The organism is Vulcanisaeta sp. JCM 14467, from assembly GCF_001316245.1.
GTDB lineage: Archaea > Thermoproteota > Thermoprotei > Thermoproteales > Thermocladiaceae > Vulcanisaeta.
In genome coordinates this window covers 1-23617 of the sequence record NZ_BBDM01000020.1, presented here as the reverse complement: position 1 = coordinate 23617, position 23617 = coordinate 1, and the positions used below count along the sequence as shown (strand labels likewise).

29 protein-coding genes, 1 tRNA gene and 6 pseudogenes are annotated in these 23617 nt (G+C 45.7%); 21 read left to right on the top strand and 15 right to left on the bottom strand.

The annotated features are described in order from the left end of the window. Positions 1-558: 558 nt before the first annotated feature. Positions 559-1095, bottom strand: coding sequence for a nicotinamide-nucleotide adenylyltransferase (locus JCM14467_RS14070; RefSeq protein ID WP_054850589.1), 537 nt, complete (start codon positions 1093-1095; stop codon positions 559-561). A gap of 165 nt (positions 1096-1260) precedes the next feature. Here JCM14467_RS14070 and JCM14467_RS14065 point away from each other — a divergent pair. The 5 genes and pseudogenes from JCM14467_RS14065 (at position 1261) to JCM14467_RS19180 (ending at position 3920) form a co-directional block, all read left to right on the top strand. Further along, positions 1261-2456: pseudogene (locus tag JCM14467_RS14065) on the top strand (citrate/2-methylcitrate synthase). A 96-nt stretch (positions 2457-2552) separates the two neighbouring features. After that, complete coding sequence (locus tag JCM14467_RS14060; RefSeq protein WP_252901796.1) at positions 2553-2744, top strand: hypothetical protein; 192 nt, start codon at positions 2553-2555, stop codon at positions 2742-2744. Then, positions 2741-3115: a hypothetical protein gene (locus JCM14467_RS14055; protein ID WP_054850587.1), complete on the top strand. Its 375-nt coding sequence runs from the start codon at positions 2741-2743 to the stop codon at positions 3113-3115. The genes JCM14467_RS14060 and JCM14467_RS14055 overlap by 4 nt, the downstream gene beginning before the upstream one ends. A gap of 51 nt (positions 3116-3166) precedes the next feature. Continuing rightward, positions 3167-3634, top strand: a complete 468-nt coding sequence (locus JCM14467_RS19185) for an endonuclease NucS domain-containing protein (protein WP_252901795.1) — start codon at positions 3167-3169, stop codon at positions 3632-3634. Continuing rightward, positions 3519-3920 (top strand): YraN family protein, encoded by a 402-nt coding sequence (locus JCM14467_RS19180; protein ID WP_252901799.1) that lies wholly within the window; start codon positions 3519-3521, stop codon positions 3918-3920. Before JCM14467_RS19185 ends, JCM14467_RS19180 begins: the two co-directional genes overlap by 116 nt. On the opposite strand, the gene JCM14467_RS14045 is transcribed toward JCM14467_RS19180, so the two are convergent. Together JCM14467_RS14045 and JCM14467_RS14040 are read right to left on the bottom strand one after the other, a co-directional pair. Continuing rightward, positions 3921-4472, bottom strand: a complete 552-nt coding sequence (locus JCM14467_RS14045; RefSeq protein WP_054850586.1) for a hypothetical protein — start codon at positions 4470-4472, stop codon at positions 3921-3923. A 53-nt stretch (positions 4473-4525) separates the two neighbouring features. Further along, positions 4526-5220: pseudogene (locus JCM14467_RS14040) on the bottom strand (phosphoribosyltransferase). A 131-nt stretch (positions 5221-5351) separates the two neighbouring features. Between JCM14467_RS14040 and JCM14467_RS19175 the strand changes: the two are divergent. The 5 genes from JCM14467_RS19175 (at position 5352) to JCM14467_RS14025 (ending at position 7506) form a co-directional block, all read left to right on the top strand. After that, positions 5352-5501 (top strand): hypothetical protein, encoded by a 150-nt coding sequence (locus JCM14467_RS19175; RefSeq protein ID WP_252901794.1) that lies wholly within the window; start codon positions 5352-5354, stop codon positions 5499-5501. A 16-nt stretch (positions 5502-5517) separates the two neighbouring features. Further along, the gene (locus JCM14467_RS14035; protein WP_252901793.1) at positions 5518-6198 is read left to right on the top strand and encodes a DMT family transporter; all 681 of its coding nucleotides are present in this window, start codon (positions 5518-5520) and stop codon (positions 6196-6198) included. Between the two features lie 47 nt (positions 6199-6245). Then, positions 6246-7028 (top strand): ERCC4 domain-containing protein, encoded by a 783-nt coding sequence (locus JCM14467_RS14030; protein WP_054850585.1) that lies wholly within the window; start codon positions 6246-6248, stop codon positions 7026-7028. Further along, positions 7028-7207, top strand: a complete 180-nt coding sequence (locus JCM14467_RS19170) for a hypothetical protein (RefSeq protein ID WP_256359267.1) — start codon at positions 7028-7030, stop codon at positions 7205-7207. The genes JCM14467_RS14030 and JCM14467_RS19170 overlap by 1 nt, the downstream gene beginning before the upstream one ends. A gap of 71 nt (positions 7208-7278) precedes the next feature. After that, on the top strand, positions 7279-7506 hold the full coding sequence (locus JCM14467_RS14025) for a histone family protein (protein ID WP_054850584.1): 228 nt from the start codon (positions 7279-7281) through the stop codon (positions 7504-7506). 51 nt (positions 7507-7557) lie between these two features. Here JCM14467_RS14025 and speD read toward each other — a convergent pair whose 3' ends face one another. Then, positions 7558-7950: an adenosylmethionine decarboxylase gene (gene speD / locus JCM14467_RS14020; protein WP_054850583.1), complete on the bottom strand. Its 393-nt coding sequence runs from the start codon at positions 7948-7950 to the stop codon at positions 7558-7560. Between the two features lie 74 nt (positions 7951-8024). On the opposite strand from speD, the gene JCM14467_RS14015 reads away from it, so the two are divergent. From JCM14467_RS14015 to thsB, 3 genes and pseudogenes are all read left to right on the top strand, one after another. Further along, complete coding sequence (locus JCM14467_RS14015) at positions 8025-8483, top strand: hypothetical protein (protein ID WP_054850582.1); 459 nt, start codon at positions 8025-8027, stop codon at positions 8481-8483. A gap of 13 nt (positions 8484-8496) precedes the next feature. Continuing rightward, positions 8497-9531 (top strand): 2-(3-amino-3-carboxypropyl)histidine synthase subunit 1/2, encoded by a 1035-nt coding sequence (locus tag JCM14467_RS14010; protein ID WP_054850581.1) that lies wholly within the window; start codon positions 8497-8499, stop codon positions 9529-9531. A 62-nt stretch (positions 9532-9593) separates the two neighbouring features. Then, positions 9594-11277: pseudogene (gene thsB, locus JCM14467_RS14005) on the top strand (thermosome subunit beta). Here the strand turns inward: thsB and JCM14467_RS14000 are convergent. The 5 genes from JCM14467_RS14000 to JCM14467_RS13985 form a co-directional block, all read right to left on the bottom strand. Next, entirely contained in the window at positions 11266-11970 is a 705-nt protein-coding gene (locus tag JCM14467_RS14000; protein WP_054850580.1) for a hypothetical protein, read from the bottom strand. The pseudogene thsB and the gene JCM14467_RS14000 overlap by 12 nt on opposite strands. 48 nt (positions 11971-12018) lie before the next feature. Next, positions 12019-12723: an ATPase, T2SS/T4P/T4SS family gene (locus JCM14467_RS19165; RefSeq protein ID WP_444823199.1), complete on the bottom strand. Its 705-nt coding sequence runs from the start codon at positions 12721-12723 to the stop codon at positions 12019-12021. 92 nt (positions 12724-12815) lie between these two features. Beyond that, positions 12816-13454 (bottom strand): hypothetical protein, encoded by a 639-nt coding sequence (locus JCM14467_RS19160; RefSeq protein ID WP_252901792.1) that lies wholly within the window; start codon positions 13452-13454, stop codon positions 12816-12818. Between the two features lie 177 nt (positions 13455-13631). Beyond that, entirely contained in the window at positions 13632-14393 is a 762-nt protein-coding gene (locus JCM14467_RS13990; RefSeq protein ID WP_252901791.1) for a cyclin family protein, read from the bottom strand. A 168-nt stretch (positions 14394-14561) separates the two neighbouring features. Further along, positions 14562-14912 (bottom strand): hypothetical protein, encoded by a 351-nt coding sequence (locus JCM14467_RS13985; RefSeq protein ID WP_054850578.1) that lies wholly within the window; start codon positions 14910-14912, stop codon positions 14562-14564. 58 nt (positions 14913-14970) lie between these two features. Between JCM14467_RS13985 and JCM14467_RS13980 the strand changes: the two genes are divergently transcribed. From JCM14467_RS13980 to JCM14467_RS19145, 4 genes are all read left to right on the top strand, one after another. Continuing rightward, complete coding sequence (locus JCM14467_RS13980) at positions 14971-15393, top strand: Lsm family RNA-binding protein (RefSeq protein WP_054850577.1); 423 nt, start codon at positions 14971-14973, stop codon at positions 15391-15393. An 85-nt stretch (positions 15394-15478) separates the two neighbouring features. After that, positions 15479-15622: a hypothetical protein gene (locus JCM14467_RS19155; protein ID WP_252901790.1), complete on the top strand. Its 144-nt coding sequence runs from the start codon at positions 15479-15481 to the stop codon at positions 15620-15622. Beyond that, positions 15565-16473 (top strand): tRNA guanosine(15) transglycosylase TgtA, encoded by a 909-nt coding sequence (gene tgtA / locus JCM14467_RS19150; RefSeq protein WP_342765564.1) that lies wholly within the window; start codon positions 15565-15567, stop codon positions 16471-16473. Before JCM14467_RS19155 ends, tgtA begins: the two co-directional genes overlap by 58 nt. After that, positions 16376-17116 (top strand): hypothetical protein, encoded by a 741-nt coding sequence (locus JCM14467_RS19145; protein WP_252901789.1) that lies wholly within the window; start codon positions 16376-16378, stop codon positions 17114-17116. Before tgtA ends, JCM14467_RS19145 begins: the two co-directional genes overlap by 98 nt. Here JCM14467_RS19145 and JCM14467_RS13970 read toward each other — a convergent pair. Then, entirely contained in the window at positions 17113-17841 is a 729-nt protein-coding gene (locus tag JCM14467_RS13970; RefSeq protein ID WP_252901788.1) for a proteasome assembly chaperone family protein, read from the bottom strand. The two genes, JCM14467_RS19145 and JCM14467_RS13970, sit on opposite strands and share 4 nt — an antisense overlap. A gap of 91 nt (positions 17842-17932) precedes the next feature. Between JCM14467_RS13970 and JCM14467_RS13965 the strand changes: the two genes are divergently transcribed. Together JCM14467_RS13965 and hsp20 are read left to right on the top strand one after the other, a co-directional pair. After that, entirely contained in the window at positions 17933-18163 is a 231-nt protein-coding gene (locus JCM14467_RS13965; RefSeq protein ID WP_054850576.1) for a 30S ribosomal protein S17e, read from the top strand. Between the two features lie 35 nt (positions 18164-18198). Continuing rightward, positions 18199-18742, top strand: a pseudogene (gene hsp20, locus JCM14467_RS13960) (archaeal heat shock protein Hsp20). A gap of 23 nt (positions 18743-18765) precedes the next feature. Here the strand turns inward: hsp20 and JCM14467_RS13955 are convergent. Continuing rightward, on the bottom strand, positions 18766-19170 hold the full coding sequence (locus JCM14467_RS13955; protein WP_054850575.1) for a hypothetical protein: 405 nt from the start codon (positions 19168-19170) through the stop codon (positions 18766-18768). 135 nt (positions 19171-19305) lie between these two features. On the opposite strand from JCM14467_RS13955, the pseudogene metG reads away from it, so the two are divergent. Together metG and dcd are read left to right on the top strand one after the other, a co-directional pair. Continuing rightward, positions 19306-21059: pseudogene (gene metG / locus JCM14467_RS13950) on the top strand (methionine--tRNA ligase). An 85-nt stretch (positions 21060-21144) separates the two neighbouring features. Continuing rightward, positions 21145-21683 (top strand): annotated as a pseudogene (gene dcd / locus JCM14467_RS13945) (dCTP deaminase). Between the two features lie 4 nt (positions 21684-21687). On the opposite strand, the gene JCM14467_RS13940 reads toward dcd, so the two are convergent. From JCM14467_RS13940 to JCM14467_RS13930, 4 genes are all read right to left on the bottom strand, one after another. Next, a complete protein-coding gene (locus JCM14467_RS13940; protein WP_252901787.1) occupies positions 21688-22533 on the bottom strand; it encodes a fucose isomerase in 846 nt (281 codons plus the stop codon). Positions 22534-22550: 17 nt separating this feature from the next. Next, positions 22551-22865: a hypothetical protein gene (locus JCM14467_RS19140; RefSeq protein WP_252901786.1), complete on the bottom strand. Its 315-nt coding sequence runs from the start codon at positions 22863-22865 to the stop codon at positions 22551-22553. A 180-nt stretch (positions 22866-23045) separates the two neighbouring features. Beyond that, a tRNA-Ala gene (locus JCM14467_RS13935) sits at positions 23046-23122 on the bottom strand. Positions 23123-23183: 61 nt separating this feature from the next. Next, complete coding sequence (locus JCM14467_RS13930) at positions 23184-23459, bottom strand: hypothetical protein (RefSeq protein WP_252901785.1); 276 nt, start codon at positions 23457-23459, stop codon at positions 23184-23186. Positions 23460-23617 lie beyond the last annotated feature (158 nt).

Below are 23617 nucleotides of genomic sequence, written 5' to 3'. Positions count from 1 at the left end.
TAGTAGCCATAGTACGTGTAATTAGGGTTCATAAGTCCCTTCCAGTGGATTATCGCGAGTTTCCTGGTGCCAGTGCCAGGTGATGTTGAGGATAGATTGAGGGCAATAGAACGCATACCTGGCTTCATTAATTTTGCGAGGGAGCTCCTAGACATACCACTTATACGCATCGCCTTAGATCTGTATATCGCTGTCCTTATTCAGATTAGCGCGTTAATTGGCTCATTTATTTTAGAAGTATTTCCTTATCAGAAATAGTAAGAAAATACCAGAAATGGCTGAGCGCCTTAAGGAGTACTTTAAGGAATATCTCGTGAGGTACTCTAACGATAAAAGCACGCAAACAGCAATAACCATGTTACGTATGTACGACTTAGCATAGTCTCATTCAGTATCGTTGACGTGACTATGCATTCAGCAATGCATTTGTTACGGAGAAACGTGCTAAACCACGAACGTTAAGTTACTTATTCATGGGCTTTTAACCCGTAGGTCCTGGGTTCAAATCCCGGCGGTGGTGCCACCTCCATTATAGAGCCTACGGGTTAATCAAAATACTTACCATTTATGTGGTTCTGCCTCGCCTGCAGCTATTATTTTTAATCTTTCTATTCCATTTATACTCCTTATTATTTCAGCCACGGATTTTGGCACGAGACTTTCCCACTCAGGGTCGCCCTTAAGCATTAATTCCCTAATCCTCGTGGAGTTATACCTCTGCCTATCATAAAGCTGCTGCTGCCTAACCTCAACACCTGCCTCCCTGAGCAGCATGGCTACGAATGGATTACCCGTGTAAGCCGCTTGGAATGGCGGTACGTACGACCTTAAGTAACTAAACCACGCAGCGTTATTTTCGATGTTCGACATCGGCACGATTATTACCCGGGACAAATCCACACCACCCTCCCTAAGCGCCTCCCTAAGCATCCAAATCCTCTCACCTACCGTGAATGGATCCTTAATTATGTAGTTGAATTGGGCAGAACCAATCACTATTACTAACTCATCGACCTCCCTGAGTATATCCCTCACAGCCCAAACATGTCCCCAATGGGGTGGTTGAAACCTGCCAATGAATAGGCCCCTGATCATTGAGGTTAAAGGCTTCATGTGGTATTAAGCCTTTTACTGTGGGGTTCTATGAATATAATTTTCTAGTTATCTATTAGGAATTCGACATTTGACTAACACCTTAGATCTAATTAAACTATATACTAGGATAGTATTTAAATAAGTGCTTATTGTGCTATGAATGGTATGAGTGAAGAAGTTAAGGAGGTTAAGATTGAGACAAGTGGTAAAGTCATTCAAAGCCCCTGTGGGCCTATAATTCATGGTCTTGAGGATGTTCTCGTAAAAACAACAACTATTAGTGATATTGATGGTAAGAATGGAATCCTTTGGTATAGGGGCTACAGAATTGATGAATTAGCCAAGTACTCAACATTTGAGGAGGTGGCGTACCTAATACTATATGGTAAGTTACCCAATAGGAAGGAGCTTGAGGACTTCAAGGCATTACTAGCCTCATACAGGGACCTACCGAATGAGGTCTACTCAGTAGTGACCACATTAGGCAAGGTTAAGGCTCACCCAATGCTGGCCCTTGAAGCCGGTGTGGCTGCCCTAGGCGCCTTTGACGAGAACCCAAACGATTACAGTAAGGAGGCTAACCTAAGGAGGGCTATTAAGTTAACGTCAGCCCTACCAATAATGATAGCCGCCCACTATAGGGCCAGCAGAGGCCTTGACCTAGTTAAGCCCAGGAAGGACCTAAGCCATGCAGCGAACTTCCTATACATGATGTTTGGGAAGGAGCCTGATGAAACATCGACAAAGGCAATAGACCTATACTTAGTCCTCCACATTGATCATGAGGTACCCGCATCAACATTTGCAACCCTGGTTGCAATCTCGACATGGACAGACCTGTACTCAGCCATTGCGGCTGGTATAGCGACATTAAAGGGTCCACTACATGGTGGCGCCAATGAGGCTGCAATGAAACAGTACCTGGAGATTGGGAAGCCCGAGAACGCCAGAGCTATGTAGAGAAACTACTCGCTGAGGGTAAGAGGCTCATGGGTGTTGGACATAGAGTGTATAAGGCCTATGACCCAAGGGCCAGGATTTACAAGGAACTCGTTAGGCAGTTAAGCGAGGCTAAGGGTGACATGACGTGGTATAGAATCGCTGAGGAAGTGGAGAAGGTCGTCCTCGAGAAGCTGGCACCGAAGAAGCTTTACCCGAACATAGACTTCTGGAGTGGCATAGCCATGTACCTACTCGGAATACCCTATGAGTACTACACGCCAATATTCGCAATGTCCAGGGTAGTTGGTTGGACTGCTCACGCCATTGAGTACCTGGATCAGCATAGGCTATTTAGGCCCAGGGCGTGCTATGTTGGTCCTCATGATGTACCCTACGTACCTATTGACAAGAGACAGTAAGGTCTTCGTTAGTAAAAAAGGTATTAAAAACACTGTTTCCCCAAACCTCCTCGATTTCCGATGAATAACAATGAATTACTGAAAGAGCTGAAAAATATGCAGGTGGGCTTAAAGGGATTAGCCGCCAGGGCCGTGATAAACTACGTAATGACTGAACTCAATGAAATTAGCTCAGTAAGTAATGAGGAGGTCAATGTTATACTACGTAATGCCCTGAGCCTACTGGAGGTTGAGGAAAATGATATTCATAGGGTTAAGGAATTCATCAGAAAGATGATTAATCAATGAGCTTGGTCTACTTAATTAAGTGGAGGGAGTGCCTCGGTAATGTTATTAAGAATGGTGGTGTAGACGTACTTAGCCTGAGCGATGAGGGGGCGCTCGTAATGACTAATGACGATACGGGCTTCGTGATTGAGGCCCTCGACAATGGATGCACGGCATATGCCAGGTACTATAGATTTAGACTGATTAAGATGGGTGACCTAGATAATGCCAGGAGAATCCTTGAGCCGCTTGATATTTGGATTGAAAATGACATACTCAACATAGTAATTAACCCACTAAGACTCAGCACACTAGACCTAGCGAAGGCCCTCTACGACTTAAACTTTGACCTTGAATTAATAAGTGAGGATGATGTTGAGTATACGAAGTGAGAGTGAAGAGAAAACTCTTATGCTTACTTATGAGCACTGTTAGCGCAGTATATGGATATAACGAACTTCATAAATAAGGAAGCAACGCCAGACCTCGAATACCTAATCGACCCAACACCAACCGAGGCCCTCCGCCTCATAAACCTCAGGAAAAGCACTCACGTAATACTCATTTACGGAGACATGACGGCATCTTACGAGGGCAGGGCAAAGTCACAACTAGAGGAGTTAATGCCCAGGTTAGTGATTTCCAAGCCAGACGGCACATTCATGGTCCACGAATCCAGTAAAGAGAAGCCCAGGCTCTGGAACCCACCACCATCCACGCTATACGCCTCAATAAACCTCGGCGTACTAACTCAGGAGCGTCAGGGCCAGCCCCAGGGAGGTCGTCACGGTGGAAATACCCATAATCAAGTTCATAGGCGCCACGAGACTCGGCATCACATCAAACTACAGGGTCTTCGGCACAGAGGAGGACATAGTAAACGCCATAATCAACAACCCAAGTCTCATTGAGGATGGACTACAAATCATTGCTAGAGAATACCATACCATCGTAGGCGATATTGACTTGTTAGCCAAAGATTCTCAGGGTCGTCTCGTGGTTATTGAATGTAAGCGATCGCAGGCTGGACCAGAGGCCGTTAATCAGCTTAAGCGTTACGTAGAGCACCTGAGCCAGAAGGAGGGTAAAAACGTTAGGGGTATTCTCGTTGCACCTTCAATATCATCAGCGGCTTACCATTATCTGAAATATTATCATCTTGAATATAGAAGGATTGAGCCTAAGGGCATTGTTTAGTCATGGTATTGCCGAGAGTAGTACTAGGAATACTATGGCGAGGATTGTGGACATTACGTACCAGCGTAGGGATAGTATTGCTAAGTCCCTGAAGTTCCTATTTCTTCCGTAATTAATTAGGGATAGTGATAGTAGTAGTCCATCTGTTGAGGGTATTGCTAGTATGACTGATAGTAATATCGTCTCTGCCATTATTGATATGGCGTCATTGCTTGATACCGCGTTCGTGGCTATGCCCGCGTATGCCCATTGATATGCCGTATTCCAAATACCAAATAGTGGTATTAATGATGGGCCCAGGTACACCATTAGGTTTGTCAACTCGTAGGAGAAGGCCGCCAATTGCGAGGTTGACGAGAGTTCATGAATTAATGACCGCTCATGTTTAATAATCTGATTTACCCTGGTTGCAAATTGCTGGCTTGGTTTCACGGCGTAGCCCAGGAAGTACGCTGCTAGGTAGAGTAGTAGTATGACTAGGAAGAGGTATACCCTGAGTCTCCCCACCTTGCCTATTATGGATACTCTTATACTCTCCTCCTGCGTGAACATTCACTATTCATTAATCGTGGGCTTTAAAAATGATTACTCTCTCACCTAATTAATCATGACCTTAGTACTATGTGCTCAACACCATCCTTATAAGTCCTGATGACCACGCCCTGCCTCTCCAGGTTTCTCAGTGCCAGGTCTATGTATGTGACCTTAACCTTAAGGATTTCATCGCCGTACCAATCAACCATCTTATTAATTATCTCATTCAGCGTCCACTCCCTTTTACCACCCTTAGACTCCTCAATGAGTACCCTCCTTATGAAGTTCGTGATATCCTCGGTAATGTTCCAAGGATAGACGAACCAGACCCAATCCTTAACCTCAATGGCCCAGTAGTCGGGCTTGAACTTGGCGACGGTCGATATCCACTGAAGGGCTGCAGTCCTGACTTCCACGTTCTTGTTATTACGTTCTATGTGCTCCTTAGCCAATTGTATGGAGTCCCCAGTATCGACTATGTCATCGATCACGAGAACTCTCCTACCGCTTAGGTCGACGGTTAGGGGATACTTGATGTATGCCTTCTCGGCAGCCTGGGCCGTTGATGGCCAATGAACAACTTGAAGACTAATTAAGTCGGTAATGCCTAGGTAGTCGCAGACGAGCCTAGCCGGTGCATAGCCGCCCCTGCTATTGCCACTACGATGTCGGGTAGCCACCCTGAATCCTTTATTTTCATTGATAGTATCCTGGCCCACTCGGCTATTTCGTCCCAACCAACAAGTCTTATTGGTACCTTAACCACGTTTTTTTAATAATGCTCATGGCTAATTTATAAATTTCATGCCTACGTCAGGGGCAATGGCATTATTAATGCATTTAAATCCTGAAGTCTATAATTAATTTGGAATTACATTTATGGTGATTAAGTATTACGTGGTACTTGCGATTGCGGTGGTGGCGATATCCTGGGCGTCAATACTAATACTACTGTCTGATGCTCAACCAATTGCCGTAGCCTTTTGGAGGGCGGCTATAGCCGCGGTGGTGTTATCGCCGTTACTTATAATTGAAAGAAAAAAATAACGCCTACTCACCATCAATGGGTGAACTCACGCTAATGGTGATTAGTGGCATCGCATTGGCGGCACACTTTATGACTTGGATTGAGAGCCTATACCTAACAACGGTAGCCGCGAGTACCACGTTGGTTTCGACATACCCAATATTCACGTTAGCAATGGGCAGGTTAATTGGGGAGAGGGTTGGTAAACGCTCAATGATTGGGACCTTAACGGCATTCCTAGGCATAGTATTAATTACGGCACCTGAATTTTACGTGAGCATGAAAACGTTGATTGGCGACTTACTGGCGCTCGCTGGTGCCGTGTCGGGCGCCGTGTACTTCCTAATTGGCAGGTTTATCAGGGTTAGGGCATCCCTCGCAACATACACAGTACCTGTTTACGGTGTTTCAGCGTTGACAACATTAATCGTGGGTTTAATACTCCATACGAGGTTTTGGCCATACCCACCATATACCTGGTTTTACATATTAATGATTGTCCTCGGCCCCATGCTACTTGGTCATACATTACTGAACTATTCCCTTAGGTACTCGAGGGCTATAACCGTAACCACGTCGACGCTTGGCGAGCCCATAGGCGCGTCATTACTTGCATTGGCGATATTTCACCAGGTCCCCTCGACATTAACGGTTATTGGTATTGCCGTGACATTACTTGGCATATATATGGTCATTTCTGAGGAATTGCATGGATAAGTTAAGTAAATTAATTGGTTCTTAACCCCTCTTGATTGGGAAATTTTGTGGATTGCGTTATAATAGTTGATTCGCGGGAGTATGAGACAGCTGAGGAGGTTGTTAAGTGGATTAAGAGGTTGGGTTGTAGTGTCGTTCCTCGTAAGCTCGACATCGGTGATTACGTATTACCCAACGACGCTGGTGTTGAGCGTAAGAGGGCCATGGACTTCATATCGTCGATAGTTGATGGTAGGTTATTCGAGCAGGGCAGGGAATTGCTACGTGCATATGGTAAGGCGTATGTTGTGGTTGAGGGTGACCTATGGAGGGCATTAAGTAGGAGGGATGTGCATAGGCACTCGGTGCTTGGTGCGTTAAGTATGTTGGTTGATATGGGCATTAAAGTCTTGTATACACCGGATGAGGAGGGTACGGCCTACGTCCTAAAATCCCTGGCAGAAAAGGCGGGTGGTAGGGGTATTAAGGCCGTGCCGATTAAGAGAAGTGAAACCATTAGGGATTTCCAAATTCAGTTCCTATCATCATTACCTGGCATAGGCCCAAGGAGGGCCGAGGCGTTATTAAGGACCTTTGGAACTCCGCTTAATGCGTTGAATAACCTGGGGCAGTGGGCTAGGAGAGTTGATAATATTAATGAGAGCGTAGTGAGTCTCGTTAGGAAGGTATTGACTACCAAGTATGGTGATGATGAGAACAATGCGGTGATTCCAATAGATGAGGCGATTAAGGAGGCGGGTGAGGGTAGCACTAGTAATAATGATGAGAGTAGGAAGGTTGGGGATAGTGTTAATAAGCGCGATATAACGGACTTCCTCAGTGATAAGTAGTGGTAATCACATGCCCATACTGCGGCATGAATAATTGGACAATGGTTCAGTTCCTAAGCAGGAGAGGTAGTGAGAACTTTATAATCGCATGCCGCTGTAACAATTGCGGAAAAATCTTTTACCTATATAAGACGAAATTCGCAACATTAACCTATAAATTAGAGGATATTGGTCTTTAATACATATGAACTTTCTTATGTGTAGAAAGAGGAAAAAAATCCTTAAATATTAACCTCAAAAGAGCATCATAATGCCGGAATTACCACTGGCGCCAATAGATAGAATTTTCCATAAGGCAGGTGCTGAAGTAGGTGAAGATGCAATACAAGCATTGAGAGATATCCTTGAATATATTGCATTTGATATAGCCTCAAAGAGCATAGAATTGGCGAGACATGCTGGTAGGAAGACGGTAACAGCTGATGATGTTAAAACAGCAATTAGAATTCTTAGATGCATACCTGCGCCAACATCGTAATATACCTCTTATTAAATTATAAATATTATTAGATATATTTTTAATTATTTATTAATCGCTTGATCTATCTGCATAATTAACAATGTACCTCCTTGGCTTGAGGACGCTGACAATGTAATTGAACGCTTTATCGGGCATGCTGTGATCGCCGCATGTATACACATCGACCGTGGCAAACCTGTAAACGGGCCATGTATGTATTGCTATGTGGCTCTCTACGACCAATGCCAGCACACTTACTCCCTCCTTATCGCCGTTTATGAACTTCCATGACTTAACCTCGACTAAATGGACATTGGCTATTTCGGCGGCCTTTATTACCAGTGACCGTAGGAATTTCTCATCACTTAGAATATTTGGGTCAACCCCGTATAAGTTACCATACACGTGCTTACCGATCACCCCATTTAATCTTTCGTACTCCAACTGGGATGTTGTGGACATGGCTTTGGGCTCTGAGACCTCGGTATGAACACGCCTTTAAATTCTTTTCCTTTAAATAAGATAGGGAATACGGCATGTCCGTACCATATGTGCCCACTCCGCGTGACGTTGCGATTGAAATGCTTAGGCTAGCCGATGTAAGGCCTGGCGAGGTTGTTGTTGATCCAGGTGCTGGTGAGTGTGGGATCGTTACGTTGGCAGTTACGATGTTTAACGCCATTGGTATAGGTATTGAGATTAACCCGGCGTTGGTTAGGTCTTGTATTGAGTCTTTCGAGAGGTTGGGGTTGAGGGGTAGGGCATATGTTGTGTGGGGTGATCTTTTTGACTTTGATTATTCAATAGCTGATGTGGTGACGCTGTACCTGGGTAGTGACGTTAATGAGAGGTTAAGGGTAAAGCTTGAGAAAGAGCTTAGGCGTGGTTCTAGGGTTGTTAGTCATGATTTTGAGGTGCCTGGTTGGCGGCCTGTGAATACTGTCGTTGTTAACGGACCATTTAGAATGCACAGAATTTATTTATATATTGTTTAGGGGATGACATACCGTGGATTATAGCGGTGATTTAATGGAGGTGTTAGGCGAGTATTTATTACCGCTTAAGAGTATCGATGAGCTTCTGAGTAAGGGTGGTGCAGGTGCAAAGGTCCTGGTTGAGACCCCCCTTGGATTTAAGAATGTTGGGTTAGAGGTTGTGCGATACCTGAATAATAAGGGCCATAGGGCATACCTAAGCGGTCAAAGTGTCTGGGGTGCCTGCGATTTTTCAGCAGCAGGTGATTATCAATACGTAATTCACCTAGGGCATGCGTTACCGCCTAATATTTTTCGTATAATAAGCAGGAACTTTAGGTTGAAGAGGGAGGGATTTAATGATGTTATTGTCGTAAATATCGAGAATGGGCCAACAGTATTATTCTCAGCCGTTTATTACGAACCAAAGCCCGAATTGATAAGTAAGGCCAGGGAGACGCTTAGTGATTTCTCACGGTTAAGCGTTAAGCCACTGATAGCTTACGCATTACCGTTTAAGTTATATGCCTATAAAATCGCCGAAATACTTAACGCACCGTTAGCGCCTGGTCCCATAACCGGCTGTTTTGTGCATTTCCCAATACCGGATACAGTATTGTTCATAGGCTCTGGACACTTTTACCCATTAACGTTTAAATTATTGAGGCCTAAAACAACCGTTTACTCATTTGATGTGTTTAGGGGCGTGGTTGAGAATATGGATAATATATACCGCAGGTACCTTGCCATGAAGGTTAAGGCTATCCAGGAATTTAATGGTGCGAGGCTAGTGGGTATTGTTATCTCGAGAAAGCCTGGCCAGTATAGGCCTGACTTAATTGAGACTCTGATTAATAGGTTGAGGAGACTGGGTAAGGAGTTCGTAATTATTGACCTTAGCGAGGTCTCGCCTGATTACATCAATAACCTGCCAGTGGATGCTGTGATAAATACTGCATGTCCGAGGATTGGCATTGATGACTTGGATAGGTTCATGAAGCCCGTTGTCAATGCAGGTGACGTTCTTAAGGTGAATCCCCTTGATCTAAGTAATTTGTTGGTGTGGTGATGAGGTGTTTTATTCTTCATGGGGAAGAAAGGTTTTTATAGAAGTGCTTTACGGAGTCGCCGATGAGCAGCGGTACACAGGCATATTTAGCACAAATCGGTGGTGTACCAGTACTCGTATTGAAGGAAGGAACTCAAAGAGCCTTTGGTAAGGAGGCAATGAGGATAAACATAATGGTTGCTAAGGCGATCGCTGAGGTCATGAAGTCAACACTGGGTCCTAAGGGTATGGATAAGATGCTCATTGATAGTCTCGGTGACATAACGATTACTAATGATGGAGCGACAATACTTGATGAGATGGATGTCCAGCACCCAATTGGTAAGTTGCTGGTTGAGATCTCAAAGACGCAGGATGATGAGGTCGGTGATGGAACAACAACCGCCGTGATACTAGCCGGCGCATTACTCGAGGAGGCGGAGAAGTTACTCGATAAGAACATACACCCAACAGTCGTTGTTTCAGGATTCAAGAAGGCACTTGATGTTGCCATGGAGCACCTGAGGAAGATTGCCGTCCCGGTGAAGAGGGATGACGTAGCCACGCTCAAGAAGGTTGCGGCTACGGCAATGCACGGTAAGATAAGCGAGACCGTTAAGGACTACTTCGCCGAGCTAGCAGTCAAGGCAATGCTGCAGGTGGCTGAGGAGAGGAACGGTAGGTGGATCGCTGACCTTGACAATGTGCAGATTGTTAAGAAGCATGGTGGTGCCCTTGAGGATACGCAGCTGGTTTATGGTATTGTTATTGATAAGGAGGTGGTCCACGCGGCAATGCCTAAGAGGGTTGTTAATGCCAAGATAGCATTACTAGATGCGCCGCTTGAGGTTGAGAAGCCTGAGATTGATGCGGAGATTAGGATTAACGACCCCAACCAGATAAGGGCTTTCCTCGAGGAGGAGGAGAACATACTGAAGTCATACGTCGATAAGTTCAAGGCCCTTGGAGTGAATGCCGTCTTTACGACGAAGGGCATTGACGACATGGCCCAGTACTACCTGGCCAAGGCAGGCATACTAGCCGTTAGGAGGGTTAAGAGGAGCGACATTGAGAAGCTGGTTAGGGCAACGGGTGTAGGTTAGTGACTAACATCGAGGACATGACCGAGGCGGACCTAGGTTTTGCTGGGCTTGTTGAGGAGAGGAGGGTTGGAGATGAGAAGATGGTCTTCGTCGAGCAGTGCAAAAACCCGAAGGCAGTCAGCATACTAATTAGGGGCGGCTTCGAGAGGCTTGTTGATGAGGCTGAGAGGAACCTAACGGATGCCCTAAGCGTGGTCTCAGACGTCATTGAGGAGCCGTACGTATTGCCTGGCGGTGGTGCACCTGAGATGGAGGTTGCCAAGGTAGTTAGGCAGTTCGCGGCTAAGGTCAGTGGTAGGGAGCAGTACGCAGTTGAGGCCTTCGCAAATGCCGTTGAGGTAATACCGAAGACCCTCGCTGAGAATGCCGGCCTTGATGCGGTTGACGTATTGACAGAGCTTAGGCACATACACGAGAGCAGGGAGGATGGCTGGAAGTACGGTATTAATGCCTTCACTGGGAAGGTTGCTGACATGTGGCTATAGACGTCATTGAGCCATTAACCGTTAAGCTGCAGGCGTTGAAGGCTGCTGTTGAGGCTGCTACAATGGTGTTGAGGATTGATGAGATAATCGCCGCCAGCAAGATTGAGAGTGAGAAGAAGGAGGAGAAGAAGGAGGGCGAGGAGGGTACTAGCGGAAGTTCCTCAAGCTCACTTGATTAATATCAAAAGTACGAAACTCAATAAAATACTCAAAATCATCACCATAAGAATCACGTACATATTAACACCTATATTAAACTCCCTCCTCATTATCCTCACAAAGATTATGATAACAATCGATATCACAGCCTGGATTAAAATTATGAAGAGAGTATTCCAGTGAATCCCAAGGTATTGAAGCGACTTCGCCACAGCAGGTATTGCGAAAAGAAGGATATAATAGCTAAGCATTACCGTTCTTAAACCCCTCCTTAACGCACTAATTACTGCCTTATCACCTGCATACCTGAGGGCAAGTATGTACCTGGCAAGGCTTAATTCAGCCATCGAGAGGTTGCCCTGTAATTCCCTGGATAGTAATGAGTCGAGCATATCATCATGAACATCATACAAAGACCTTAGCAGGTAAATCCACCTACGTGAATCATCGACTCTAAGAACATTCATTATCAATGACCCACCACTACTTAATAATTCACCCACGAAGTCATCCTTAATATTCATGGAATTTAGCAACTCATTATTGAGCTTACCCTTAAATCTGAGGAATATTCTCCTAATGATGAGCGTTGAGGTTGTTACGAAGATGGGTATTAGGAGAGAGAGGTATGGGTTTACCAATGTAGAGAATATGAATAGGGCTATGGGGCCTATTGACGTTATGCCAACAATTATTGTTAATGACTTATCCAATGAATCAATTACCTCCTGGGCCCTAGCCTAGCATCGCCTAGCAGGTACTCATTTATGCTCATCATCCTCACCAACACCACTTAATAACTTGTTTAATTGAATTGAATACCTCACGTAATCATCAACAACATTATTTAACCTCATTAATGAATTAATTACTGTGTTAATCTCCTGCTGCGTTGGATTAAATTTTTGAGGATAAATAATGGACCTAACCCGACGCGTTGAGCTTATCTTCTCCATTGTTACTAACACGAACCTACGCAGGTTTATTAATTCGCTCAGTGAGAAGGCCCTTAACCTATTCATTAACGCCTCATCACTATCAGCATGTGTGGTACCTAGTACCTGGAGACCGGCGTTAATGCCGTGTATTAAAGCCTCGAAGTGATCCCTCTCCCTTAACTCACCAATGATTAGCACACCATAACCCCTATGCAGCGACTTTAGTACTTCCTCGGTCTTACCAATTATTGACTTAACCTTAACGCTTGGTGCCGGTAATTCCAGGGATTCATCAGTTTCATCAATGTAAATCCTCCTTAGGTTCAGGGGTAGCGCCATATCCAGCGCATTCAGAAGCGTTGTTTTTCCGCTCGATGGGGGACCCATTATAAGGATGCTAAACCCATCACGCAACGCAATGATTAACCTACTCGCCTCCTCAATGCTTATTGAACCTAGGTTAATCAGTTCATTAATTGTGAACGGCCTCTTATGAAGTCTCACATGCACGGACAAGCCCTCAACCAGGGGCCACCTGTCAACTGAGATCCTGAGCTTTTTACCGCCTATTGTGATCGAGAATTTTCCGCTTGGACTATCAACCGAGATCCGAATACCGCTTATGTTGCTAGCCTTAGGAACTGCCCAGCAATACCCTGTGTATCAACGCCAATAACCCTGCAAATTCCGTACCTAGCATGGTTAATGTATATGGAGTCCTGGGTTATGAATATATCCTCAACATCCTGACTAAGGATGATTAGCGCCAAATCACCCAAACCTAGGCTTGCGAGTATTAATGATGACCTTAGCATAGGGTCTTCAATGAATAGGGATAGGAATCTCTCCCTTGACGACAACAGCGATGATAGGGAATACTCACCATTAGGAACAACCCTACTAGTTAATTCAGTCACGTATTTTAAATAATCATTATTAATCCTATGAAGCTCAATTACACATTCACTATCCCTAACCATTAGGTTGGGAAGTGAGATGTTGAATTGACCATTCAATGACTTGGCATTATCAAGCACTAATGAGAAGCCATCCATTACAATAATGGAGCCTTCCTTAAACAACTCCACCCTTAAACGAGACCTAACGCCCTCCTTAATCAATAAGTTAAGGAGCTTATTTATGAATTCCTTACCATTGCCTGACCTGCGTATAATACTGACTACGGTCTTTAAATTCGCCGATCCACATGCACTTAGTGTCTCAATAGCATCAACGTCAACCTTACCCTCCGCAGCCATGTTTGAAAGGTCTCTCGTGAAACTGCACCTACTAACTAAGGGGCATTTAATGCAATTCAGGATTTGATGCGCAATTACTAACTTTGTTATCGGTGTTTCCTTACCGTCAGATAACTCTAATGGTAATGTGGGATTATACATATAAAAGCTCACCGGACTTCTAAAATACGTATGTAACTAGTTATTACACAACTTACGCGCGTAATCCCTCAGAGTATATTGACTAACCTGGACGGCCCTAGCCACATCCTCAACCCTAAGCTTATAACCAAGTTCCTTACTTACGCAATAAATAACGGCGGCAGCCAGTATGGGTGGACTTCTCGACTGTATCACAGACCTCTTTAATGAGTTCAGGAATTTCTCGGCTTCGGGGTATATCGTGACCCAGGAATCACCAAACAGCTTAACGAGCCCCGACCTTATGTACGATAATACCCTATCCCTCAGGCTATACTTAACCCCAATACCTGTCAGGGAGTCCCTTATTGCCTCGAAGGTTAGTTTATGACCCTTTGACTTACACATGCTTATCACCTGCTTAGTGCTTACGGGCAGGTTGTGTGAGAGTATTACGTAAAGCATTGCGGCAACCGCAGCCTCGTAATACGTCACCGAGCCCTTATTTGCTAAGATCCTCTTAAGAATCGTTTTCGCCTCCTCCACATACTCATTGCCAATGCCGAAGGCCCTCGCTATGAATGACATGCAGTCATACGCCCTATATACTGAGTAGCTTTCACGGCCTACCCTGAACAACTCATTTATTGTCCTCAACCTCCTGTAAATGCTCATCCTCACCTCACTACTCTTCCTTACGCTCTTCTCCACCGACTTCCATATTGGTGCCAAATCTATCTCCTCACTGTCCATTAATGGTGATGCTTGTGCATACGTATCGTATACGTATACAGAACCAATCACAGTACCACAATCCATACACACATACTGTCCATCTCTCTCAATTATCCTTAAGCTTCTGCAGTAAGGGCATTGCATGGCGTAATGATTATCATCCTCGTTATTAATAAGTCCAGTGCTTATATGCTGAAGAGCTCAGGGTTACTAAACTCCAGTGGAGTGTGAGAGTTTACTGAAACTTTTGGTCTACCTTAACACCTTCAAGCCTATGTAAACCTTCTCGCCAACCCTAACATCATTTTTAAAGTTATTAACATCCATTATCAAGCCCCCAATCGATATCTTAACATTACTTTCACCCACGTAATAAACGACACCATTCATATACACATCCCAATTCGAGGCGTAATTCGGGTCTTTCTCATTACTAATACTAACCCTGACGTTATCACCCTGCTTAATATCAACACCGACGGCATCCCTCGGATACTCAAGGGCCAGGGATATTCCTGACTCACCGCTCATTTCAAGCCTTACAATGCCCCTATAATCCGTACCCTTAACATCCACTACCCTAAAATCGCCACTTAACCTCATTGGGCTACGGTAAGGAAAAATACTAAAAAAAGCTTATCTTATGTAATCCTGATTGATTATGTCATTACTCGCCGATGCAGCGAGAAGGTTTAATGCGGAATTGCTGAACATGGTTAATAAGGAGGTTAGGGTGACCACTAGCGCTGGAACCACCTATCAGGGGATGCTCGTTGGCATAGATAGCTCACTAAATGTGATGCTCGTGGACGCAGTTAATAACAGGAATGAGAGGTTCTCCCGAGTTCTAATAATGAGCCATGCAATAGTGGATATAGTCCTTGTCCAGGAGTTCGTGGATCTCAGGGAGTTCGCTAGGTACATAGACAAGTACTTCCCCGGGATGGTTAAGTACATTGAGGAGGCAAACATAGTCCAGGTTGGTAATGTTAAGGTAACGACAGCCGGTGTAGAAGGTTCAGGACCATTGGCTAAGCGCGTTAAGGAGTTATTTGATGAGTTCATGTCTAAGCGAAGGGCCTAGTCGATTGATTGGGATGTAAAACCGCCGTGATGAATGCATTATGAATATATTTTTAGGGCAAGCTAATCCCTGTAGTAGTCCCTGAATGGCATTTGAAATACTTGAGAAGGATCTGGCCGGGAGGATTGGCAGGCTGAGGATTAGGTCCGGCGTTATCGAGACTCCAGCGCTATTCCCAGTGATAAATCCCGTGAAGCAGGTGGTGTCATTAAACGATATCGCGAGATAGGCTTCAACCAGGTAATAACAAACGCCTACCTACTTAAGAGACACTATGGCGACTTGGTTAGGGAGGTTGGCGTACATAAACTGCTTAATTGGGATAAACCCATTATGACGGATTCAGGCGCGTACCAATTACTCATGTATGGTAAGGTTGAGGTATCGCCAGACGAGATCCTCAGGTACGAAATTGACATAGGCACCGACATAGGTGTAATACTCGATATACCAACCCAGTGGGGTAGGCCCAGGGAGGCCGTGTTTCTCGAGGTTGAGGAGACCCTGAGGAGGGCCAGGGCAGCCCTGGTGAAGGCTAAGATGTGGGATCCCGAGCATAAAATGCTGATTGTCGGCCCAGTACAGGGTGGTGATAGACTCGACATACTTAGCTACTCAGCCGTGAAGATGGGTGAGTTGAACTTCGATATTTACGCCATTGGTAGCCCAACAACACTACTTGAGGAGTACGATTTCTCAACAATAATGAGGATGATAGCCGTGGTTAAGGAGAAATTACCACCGGGCAAGCCAGTGCACCTCTTCGGGGCTGGGCACCCATTGATACTACCCTTCGCCGTTGCCATGGGAATCGACTTATTCGACTCGGCGAGCTACGTTTTGTATGCCCGTGATGATAGGATTATCCTTAGGGATAGAACCGTGAGATTAAGTGAGGTTAGGGTTGATAGGATACCCTGCAACTGCCCAGTGTGTAGGAGGTACAGTGTTAAGGAGTTAATGAGTATGAATAAGGCCGAGCGTGAGCGGTTACTGGCTATTCACAACCTATACGTGCTTTGGGAGGAGATTCAAGAAATTAAGGCTAGGATCAGGGAGGGAACTTTGGGAGTACCTTGAGGAGAAGGCGGGTGGTGATGCCAGGGTTAAGTCGGCATTAATGGCAATGAGGAAGGGATTAAGGGCATTAATGAAGGTAATACCTGACGAGGCAGGGCGTGTCAGGGCGCTGCATGTAACATCCGTGGAGTCGCTGCAAAGGCCTGAAATCATTAGGCATGTTGAGAGACTCCTCAATAATTATGAACCTCCTCAGGGATGCGTAGTCGTAGTACTACCTGGTGAGCTCCTTGACAGGCCATACATAAGGGATTCATTGGTTTACTGGTTGATAGATCAATTATCAGGTAATAATTTACTCAGTAGGGTTCACGTGGTGATAAATAACCCAGTCCTGGGCCCAATACCTTATGAAATAAGTGAGGTATACCCACTATCACAGCATGAATATCCTGAACCAACGCCCAACTACCTACGCTCATTATCCCGTCAATTACTACGTAAATACTTAACAAAACTGCGGGATAGAGGGTTCACAGACGTGATAATTATTGTGAGGGATGGCCGTGATAAGTTCATTAATGGGTTAATGAACATGGGCTTCAGGGGCATGGTAATACTGGAGGCCAGGTCGAGGCAGGAACTGTACTCATTAATACCCTGGGTCATTAAGGAGGTGAGCAACATTCAATGCGGTAATTAGATGTAATGGGGAGGTCCCTCCCTGCGTTTCATGCTTTCCTGCAATTCCTTAATCTCCTTATCAATCATGTCTGCCAGCTCCCTCAGTCTACTGACGTCAACCTCAACTCCCGTTAGTTCTTTTAGGAATTGAATTGCAACGATAGCCGCATTTGGATCCGCACGGAATGGCTCGGCGTATGGCAATATGGAAATCGCAGGTACGCCCAATCTCTCAAACTCATTCATTAACAATGCCAGCGGCCCAACCATTGCATAATTCAACTCCATGAGCTTAACCTTACCCAGGGAATGCCTATTCCTGTACTCAGTGGTTACCGCAATCCTCAACTGGTCCAGGTCCTCACCCCTCAACCTATTATCAAGCCCACCGAAGAGTATGGCCTCCCTAAAACCATTGATATACACCCAACGGGCTAGTGATTTAACGACTTCGTGGGCGTACTTCGTCATGAAATCGCCATCCCAATGCACTATGGAGATTGTAAACTCAGTACCTGGGCAATAATAAATCTCGCCAGGTGTTGAGAGTATGTTAGTACTGATGATGTAGGCGCTCAATGGTGGTTCCCTAGGCATCTCTATGAAGCCGACCCTACGGCAATTGAGTGCGTTGGATAGGTGCTGGACGACTAAGTAGCCGACCATGCCTATACCAGCAAATCCAGTTAGGAAGTAAATGGGTCTCAGTATTGGTTCCACCACATTAATCCTTACGTTACTCACGGCAGTGATAATGCCTGGCTGGTTATTAAAAGCATTAGCATTACGTATAATGACATAAGATTTTAAAGGGGGTTAGAAGTACGGTTGGTCAATGGGGCGTGTAAGGCCGAGGTACATAAAGAGCCTTGCAAGGAGGTTACTCGAGGTTTACCCAGACAGGTTTAGTGATGATTTTGAGACGAATAAGAAGGTGGTTGCCGAATTAGCCGATATACCGAGTAAGGCCGTCCGTAATAAGGTGGCTGGTGAGATAACTAGAATGGTTAAGAGAGTGAAGGCTAGCGCCGAGGAGAAGCCCGAGGTTGAGCTGGAAGGGCAATAAAGGTTTATTAAGTCTGTATTATTCCTCATTCTTGTATGTCGTGGTTCGAGGACATTGATAACTGGTTCAAGAGGATCCAGAAGTACTTCGAGGAGCTTGAGCGAGAGATGGAGGAGGAAATGGAGAGAATGATGAGAGGAATCGCGCCAGAGGAAGAAGAGGAAAGACGTGGTGGTAGGGCTAGGCCTAAGTATTATTATTACGGGTTTGAAATATCCATAGGCTGACGGGAAGCCAAGGATTAAGGAGTTCGGCAACGTTAGGCCCAGGGGTGAGAAGCCAATCATTGAGGAGGACATTGAGCCATTGACTGATGTGATTGAGGAGGAGGACTCAATAAAGGTCGTCATGGACATGCCCGGCGTCGATAAGGATAAGATAAGCATTAGGGTTACTGAGGATGGTAAGAAATTGATCATAAGCGCCAGGGATACAGACAGGAAGTACTACAAGGAGGTTGACCTACCTGCCGAGGTTGACCCAAGCCAGTCAAAGGCAACCTATAGGAATGGCGTGTTAACTGTGGAGCTGAAAAAGAAGAGCACAAAGAAGAGTGGCTTTGAAATTAAAGTCGAATAGATTGAGTAATTAAATCAACTCAATTAAATTCCCCACATGGACATACTCTTCAAATTCCTTGAGGACAGCCACCTTGAACTACGTAGTCCTCTTAACCCTCTATCCCGTCGTTGGCTGGTCTTGGTCATCGGCATGTTGCGCTCAACTGACGCAAGCCAGGAACTAATCTCACTTGTGGGGGATTGATAAAATCTAAACCGCGGCCGCCCCTTTGTAGGTGCCAACCTCTTTATGGCTTTAGCTATTTCCTCTTTCTTCTCGTCCTTTGTTTTCCCGAGCCTCCTGCACAACACCTCAATGACCTGCTCCTTAATGTCATTCCCGTAGAGGCTCACGCCACCCCTAACCTCCTTCGGTATTAGTATGTATTCCAGGTAATCCCTAGCCATCCTACGCCGTGGCACCCTCGTGTAATACTCAATCCCCACCCGCCATTAGAAACATTAGTTGGATTGCTTTTTAACCTCACCTGCTGATTAGGTCCTGATGATGGACAGAGGGTGGGCCATAGGTTAAGTAATTTCTCTTAGTGAAACTTAAAATTTAAATTGCTGAACCACGCTGTGCCAATTGGTGGTTCGGGTGACCAAACTGGAAATGCTAGGAGGAGGTGGGTCATAGGTTCTGCATGGCCTTACATATACGCAGTACCCCACCTAGGTAATTTAATTGGTTCCGTATTATCAGCCGATGTCTTCGCCAGATACCTAAGGCTTAGGGGGGATGATGTCGTCTTCGTATCAGGCTCGGATGAGCATGGCACACCTATCGAAGTCGAAGCGCTTCAGTTGGGTGTGAAGCCGAGGGAATTGACGGATAGAATGCATGAAATTGTGAAGAGGTTATTCGAGTTGTGGGAGATTAGTTTCGATAACTACACGAGGACGGAGTCGCCGGTGCATAGGGAATTCGTTAAGGAATTCTTCATGAAGCTCTACAATAATGGTTACGTATTCACCAAGGAGGATGAAGTACCCTACTGCCCGAAGGACAGGATATACCTACCCGACAGGTTCATAATAGGTACATGCCCATACTGCGGTTATGATAAGGCACGTGGTGACCAATGCGAGAATTGCGGTAGGCTGCTCGAGCCGAGACTACTAATAAACCCGAGATGCGCCATATGCGGTTCCAAGCCAATTTGGGTTAAGACTAGGCATTGGTACCTGGACCTAACGAAGCTTGAGGATAGGGTTAGGAAGTACGTGGAGGAAAACACGGCATTACCGGAGAACGCAAAGCAAATGAGCCTTGGGATGCTTAAGGAGGGATTAAGGCCAAGGGCAATAACGAGGGATAACAAGTGGGGTATCGAGGCGCCGTTCCCCGGCGCTAACGATAAGACGATATACGTATGGTTTGAGGCCGTCCTCGGCTACGTATCAGCAACGATAGAGTACTTCAGGAATAAGGGTAATGAGGATGAGTGGAGGAAGTATTGGTTTAACCCGGATACCCGCGTCGTATTCTTCGTGGGTAAGGACAACATACCCTTCCACGTAATACTACTGCCAGCAATGCTAATAGCCTCTGGGGACCATACGTGATGCCCTACACCACCGCATCCACGGAATACCTACTGTTTGAGGGTAAGAAATTCTCCAAGAGCCAGAGGATTGGTATTTGGATTGATGAGGCATTGGCATTGATGCCAGTTGATTACTGGAGGTTCATCTTAATTTACCAGAGGCCCGAGGGCAGGGATACGAGCTTCGCATGGCACCAGGCACTTGAGGTTATAAACTCAATATTAAATGACGTAATTGGAAACTTCATACATAGGGTATTAACATTCATAAGCACCAGATTCAATGGGGAAGTCCCTAACGGATCCCTCAGGGATATCGACATTAAGTATAGGGATGAGGCCCTAAACCACTTCAAGAGTTCTGAGGAGCATTACGAGAGGATTGAGCTTAGGGATGCGTTGATGGAGATCGTGGAGATCGCGAGGGTCGGTAATAGGTACTTAAACGAGAGACAGCCCTGGGAATTAATAAAGAGTAATAGGGATGAGGCAGGTGCGGTGATGCTCAATGCCCTACACATGGTCAAGGCCTTATCGATTGGTTTATGGCCCGTAATGCCGAAGCCGATGGAGGACTTATGGGCCATGGCAGGCTTCGGAAAACTAACCTGGAAGGACGCCTATGAACCACCAAAGCCTGGCACCAGGATAGGCGAGGTGAAGCCATTATTTAGGAAGATTAGTTATGATGAGTTTAAGGCCATGATGAGGAAGCTGAATGAAATAAGGGATGCGAAGGATAAGGGCCGATATCCATGGGAGCAGGTATTCCTACCTAATCAATAATTAGAAAAAGGAGGGATAATACGCTGGAAATACCTGCGGGATTTTCATGGTAATAAAAATAAGTTGTAAAACTCGTTGGTAATTGATGGCCGTACTAACGAGGGATGAGATACTAAAGCTCGTCAAGGGCGGAGCCCTGTCAATAGAGCCCTTCAGTGAGGATGTGGTTAGGGAGAACGGCCTGGACCTCAGGTTGGGACTGAGTACGCGGTCTATGCCTTTGAGGGCCAGGTAATAGACCCCTGCGAACTAGAGAGTGCTAGGCATTTGTTCAGTATTGTTGAGGCTAAGGATGGTAGGATAGTAATACCGCCAAGGAGCTTCGCCTTACTAACAACAATGGAGTACGTCAAATTCCCAACGGACGTGGTCGGCTTCTGCAACCTACGCTCGACACTAGCCAGGTATGGCTTGAGCGTGCCGCCGACGATAATTGACGCAGGCTTTGAGGGTAACGTGACGATTGAGGTCATTAACAATAGCGGTAACTACATGGTGCTTAGGCCTGGCATGAGGTTCCTACACGTGGTCCTTGTCAAGGCAATTGGGGAGGTTAAGTACATGGGTAGGTACCTTGGGCAGAGGGGCGTGACGCCACCAAAGGGTATGAAGGGCGAGTGCTGAGTCACTATGTGTATTTAATGACTTCCATGCCGAGGACACTGGCTATGGTTTCCAACTCTCTGGTCACATTACCGGGTAATATCACGTGGTGATTATACGGCGCCAGCCTGAGAATTAATGAGGAATCAACCCCAAGATCAAGTATTGCCTGCGTCCTGCACATCCTATTACTTAATAATCCTGACTCAACAACCCTAGCGCTGAAAATACCCATCCTCCTGAAATCACTCGAGACGGAGACCCCAGTCACCTCATTGAATAATAGTTTACCCGTTAAACCATAACTAAACCCAGACTCAAAGTGTGTGACCACCCTGGCCTCCCTAACCATGTTGAGGGCTATGGTGCAGTGGGACATCGTAACCCTACCGCCTTCGACATGATTCATATTCGCAATCCAACCACTATAGCCAGTTAGCTCCCTGGCAATGACCATGGAGAATAGGGCCCTCAAGTCAGTCTCACACGCCGCGATTAAACCCTCCTCATTAAGCCTAGCCAGTGCCAGGCATGGCGTGACCCCATGCTTAATCAAGTATGGGAAGCAGTTAATGGCGGTTGCATCGTACTTACCATAAAGGCTGCGCATGGCGGCGTATATCCTGCCAACATCAATAAGCCTCTCATCACCAACCTCAAACCTTGCCTTGCCCCTGATGTAATTCACGAATTCCGTGGCTACTCCCTCATCAGCGCCATTAATCATCTCCTCAAGGCTCTCCATGGGTATGGCATCAACCCTGGCCTCAAACCTATCCTCAAAGGTCCTGGCCACATTATCCTTAGCCCTAACGCCCAGCAACGCAACCCTAATGCCAAGTATGGAGGCAATGGCCTTGGCGGTCCTCAACGCATCATTGACGCGGCTTAAATCATTAAGGTGGAGAATGCCCGAGTCAATGCCAACCTCACTAAGCAGGGCCTTCGCATCAAGGCAGAGGCCAGGCTATTAAGGCCTGGGTGAGAAACAAGCAATAACCTACGCAACCCATAACTCTCGGCAAACTCCCTAACCAAGCGACTAACGCCACCAGACAATATCAAGGCAACCACAAATGCGTCACTAACGCTCAATCCCCTCAACTCATCAACGCTCGACACAACCCTATCAACTCCCCCAACCACAGGAACCCTATCCCTATGAAGCAAGGACACAAAACCCAAAACAACAACCCTCCTCATACCACTTAATAATTCCCAAGAGCCTTCATAAACAATTCTGGGTCAATATTGCCAATAGGATTGATTGAATAATATTGCCTTATTAGCAAACAAGATCTAATAATAAGTATTATATACGTCGGATAATGAGAACATTAAGACACTGGGTTACGTGGTTTATTTTAAGCATTGCAATGATTTTGGTGGACCGGCCGGGATTTGAACCCGGGATCTCCCGCGTGCGAGGCGGGCATCCTTCCAGGCTAGACTACCGGCCCAGGAAAAACGAGCATGAGAAAATTAAAAAGCTTTTGTTTATGAGACGACCTGGGCTCGGTTTTAGGCGAAGCCCTTAGGACAATCCACCGCGGCTGTCCTCTCCGTGGGTGTTGTTAGTCTCGTTAGGTGCTTTGTGATTATTCGTCTCTTTCTCTCGTCCTTTGTTCTCTCGAGTTTTCTGCGCAGTACTTCAACGACTTGTGACTCAACGTCGTACCCCTCAAACACGTACACTGGTACTATGACGGCTAGGTATTTACCACCCCTATTAACGTAGGCATAAAACCCATCACCATACCTCACCCTCAACGCATTAATGACGGAATGACTTACCACTCCTCGCAATGCTCGTAAATCAAGGAGGATAATCACTTAATAAGAATTTCTTGGGATGGAGGGAGGGGCTTGTTTAACGCTGCTGCTTAATAATGTTGTTACTAATTAGGTACGCCCTAAGCGAAGCCACACTATCAAACCTACCACCCTTAACCTGT

Bases quoted from the DNA above. Each gene is read 5' to 3' on its own strand.
- JCM14467_RS14070 (WP_054850589.1), bottom strand. From the start codon at position 1,095: ATGATCAGGGGCCTATTCATTGGCAGGTTTCAACCACCCCATTGGGGA.
- JCM14467_RS14060 (WP_252901796.1), top strand. From the start codon at position 2,553: ATGCAGGTGGGCTTAAAGGGATTAGCCGCCAGGGCCGTGATAAACTAC.
- JCM14467_RS14055 (WP_054850587.1), top strand. From the start codon at position 2,741: ATGAGCTTGGTCTACTTAATTAAGTGGAGGGAGTGCCTCGGTAATGTT.
- JCM14467_RS19185 (WP_252901795.1), top strand. From the start codon at position 3,167: ATGGATATAACGAACTTCATAAATAAGGAAGCAACGCCAGACCTCGAA.
- JCM14467_RS14045 (WP_054850586.1), bottom strand. From the start codon at position 4,472: ATGTTCACGCAGGAGGAGAGTATAAGAGTATCCATAATAGGCAAGGTG.
- JCM14467_RS14035 (WP_252901793.1), top strand. From the start codon at position 5,518: ATGGGTGAACTCACGCTAATGGTGATTAGTGGCATCGCATTGGCGGCA.
- JCM14467_RS14025 (WP_054850584.1), top strand. From the start codon at position 7,279: ATGCCGGAATTACCACTGGCGCCAATAGATAGAATTTTCCATAAGGCA.
- speD (WP_054850583.1), bottom strand. From the start codon at position 7,950: ATGTCCACAACATCCCAGTTGGAGTACGAAAGATTAAATGGGGTGATC.
- JCM14467_RS14015 (WP_054850582.1), top strand. From the start codon at position 8,025: ATGTCCGTACCATATGTGCCCACTCCGCGTGACGTTGCGATTGAAATG.
- JCM14467_RS19160 (WP_252901792.1), bottom strand. From the start codon at position 13,454: ATGGCTGCGGAGGGTAAGGTTGACGTTGATGCTATTGAGACACTAAGT.
- JCM14467_RS13990 (WP_252901791.1), bottom strand. From the start codon at position 14,393: ATGGATTGTGGTACTGTGATTGGTTCTGTATACGTATACGATACGTAT.
- JCM14467_RS13985 (WP_054850578.1), bottom strand. From the start codon at position 14,912: ATGAGGTTAAGTGGCGATTTTAGGGTAGTGGATGTTAAGGGTACGGAT.
- JCM14467_RS13980 (WP_054850577.1), top strand. From the start codon at position 14,971: ATGTCATTACTCGCCGATGCAGCGAGAAGGTTTAATGCGGAATTGCTG.
- JCM14467_RS19155 (WP_252901790.1), top strand. From the start codon at position 15,479: ATGGCATTTGAAATACTTGAGAAGGATCTGGCCGGGAGGATTGGCAGG.
- JCM14467_RS13965 (WP_054850576.1), top strand. From the start codon at position 17,933: ATGGGGCGTGTAAGGCCGAGGTACATAAAGAGCCTTGCAAGGAGGTTA.
- JCM14467_RS19140 (WP_252901786.1), bottom strand. From the start codon at position 22,865: ATGAGGAGGGTTGTTGTTTTGGGTTTTGTGTCCTTGCTTCATAGGGAT.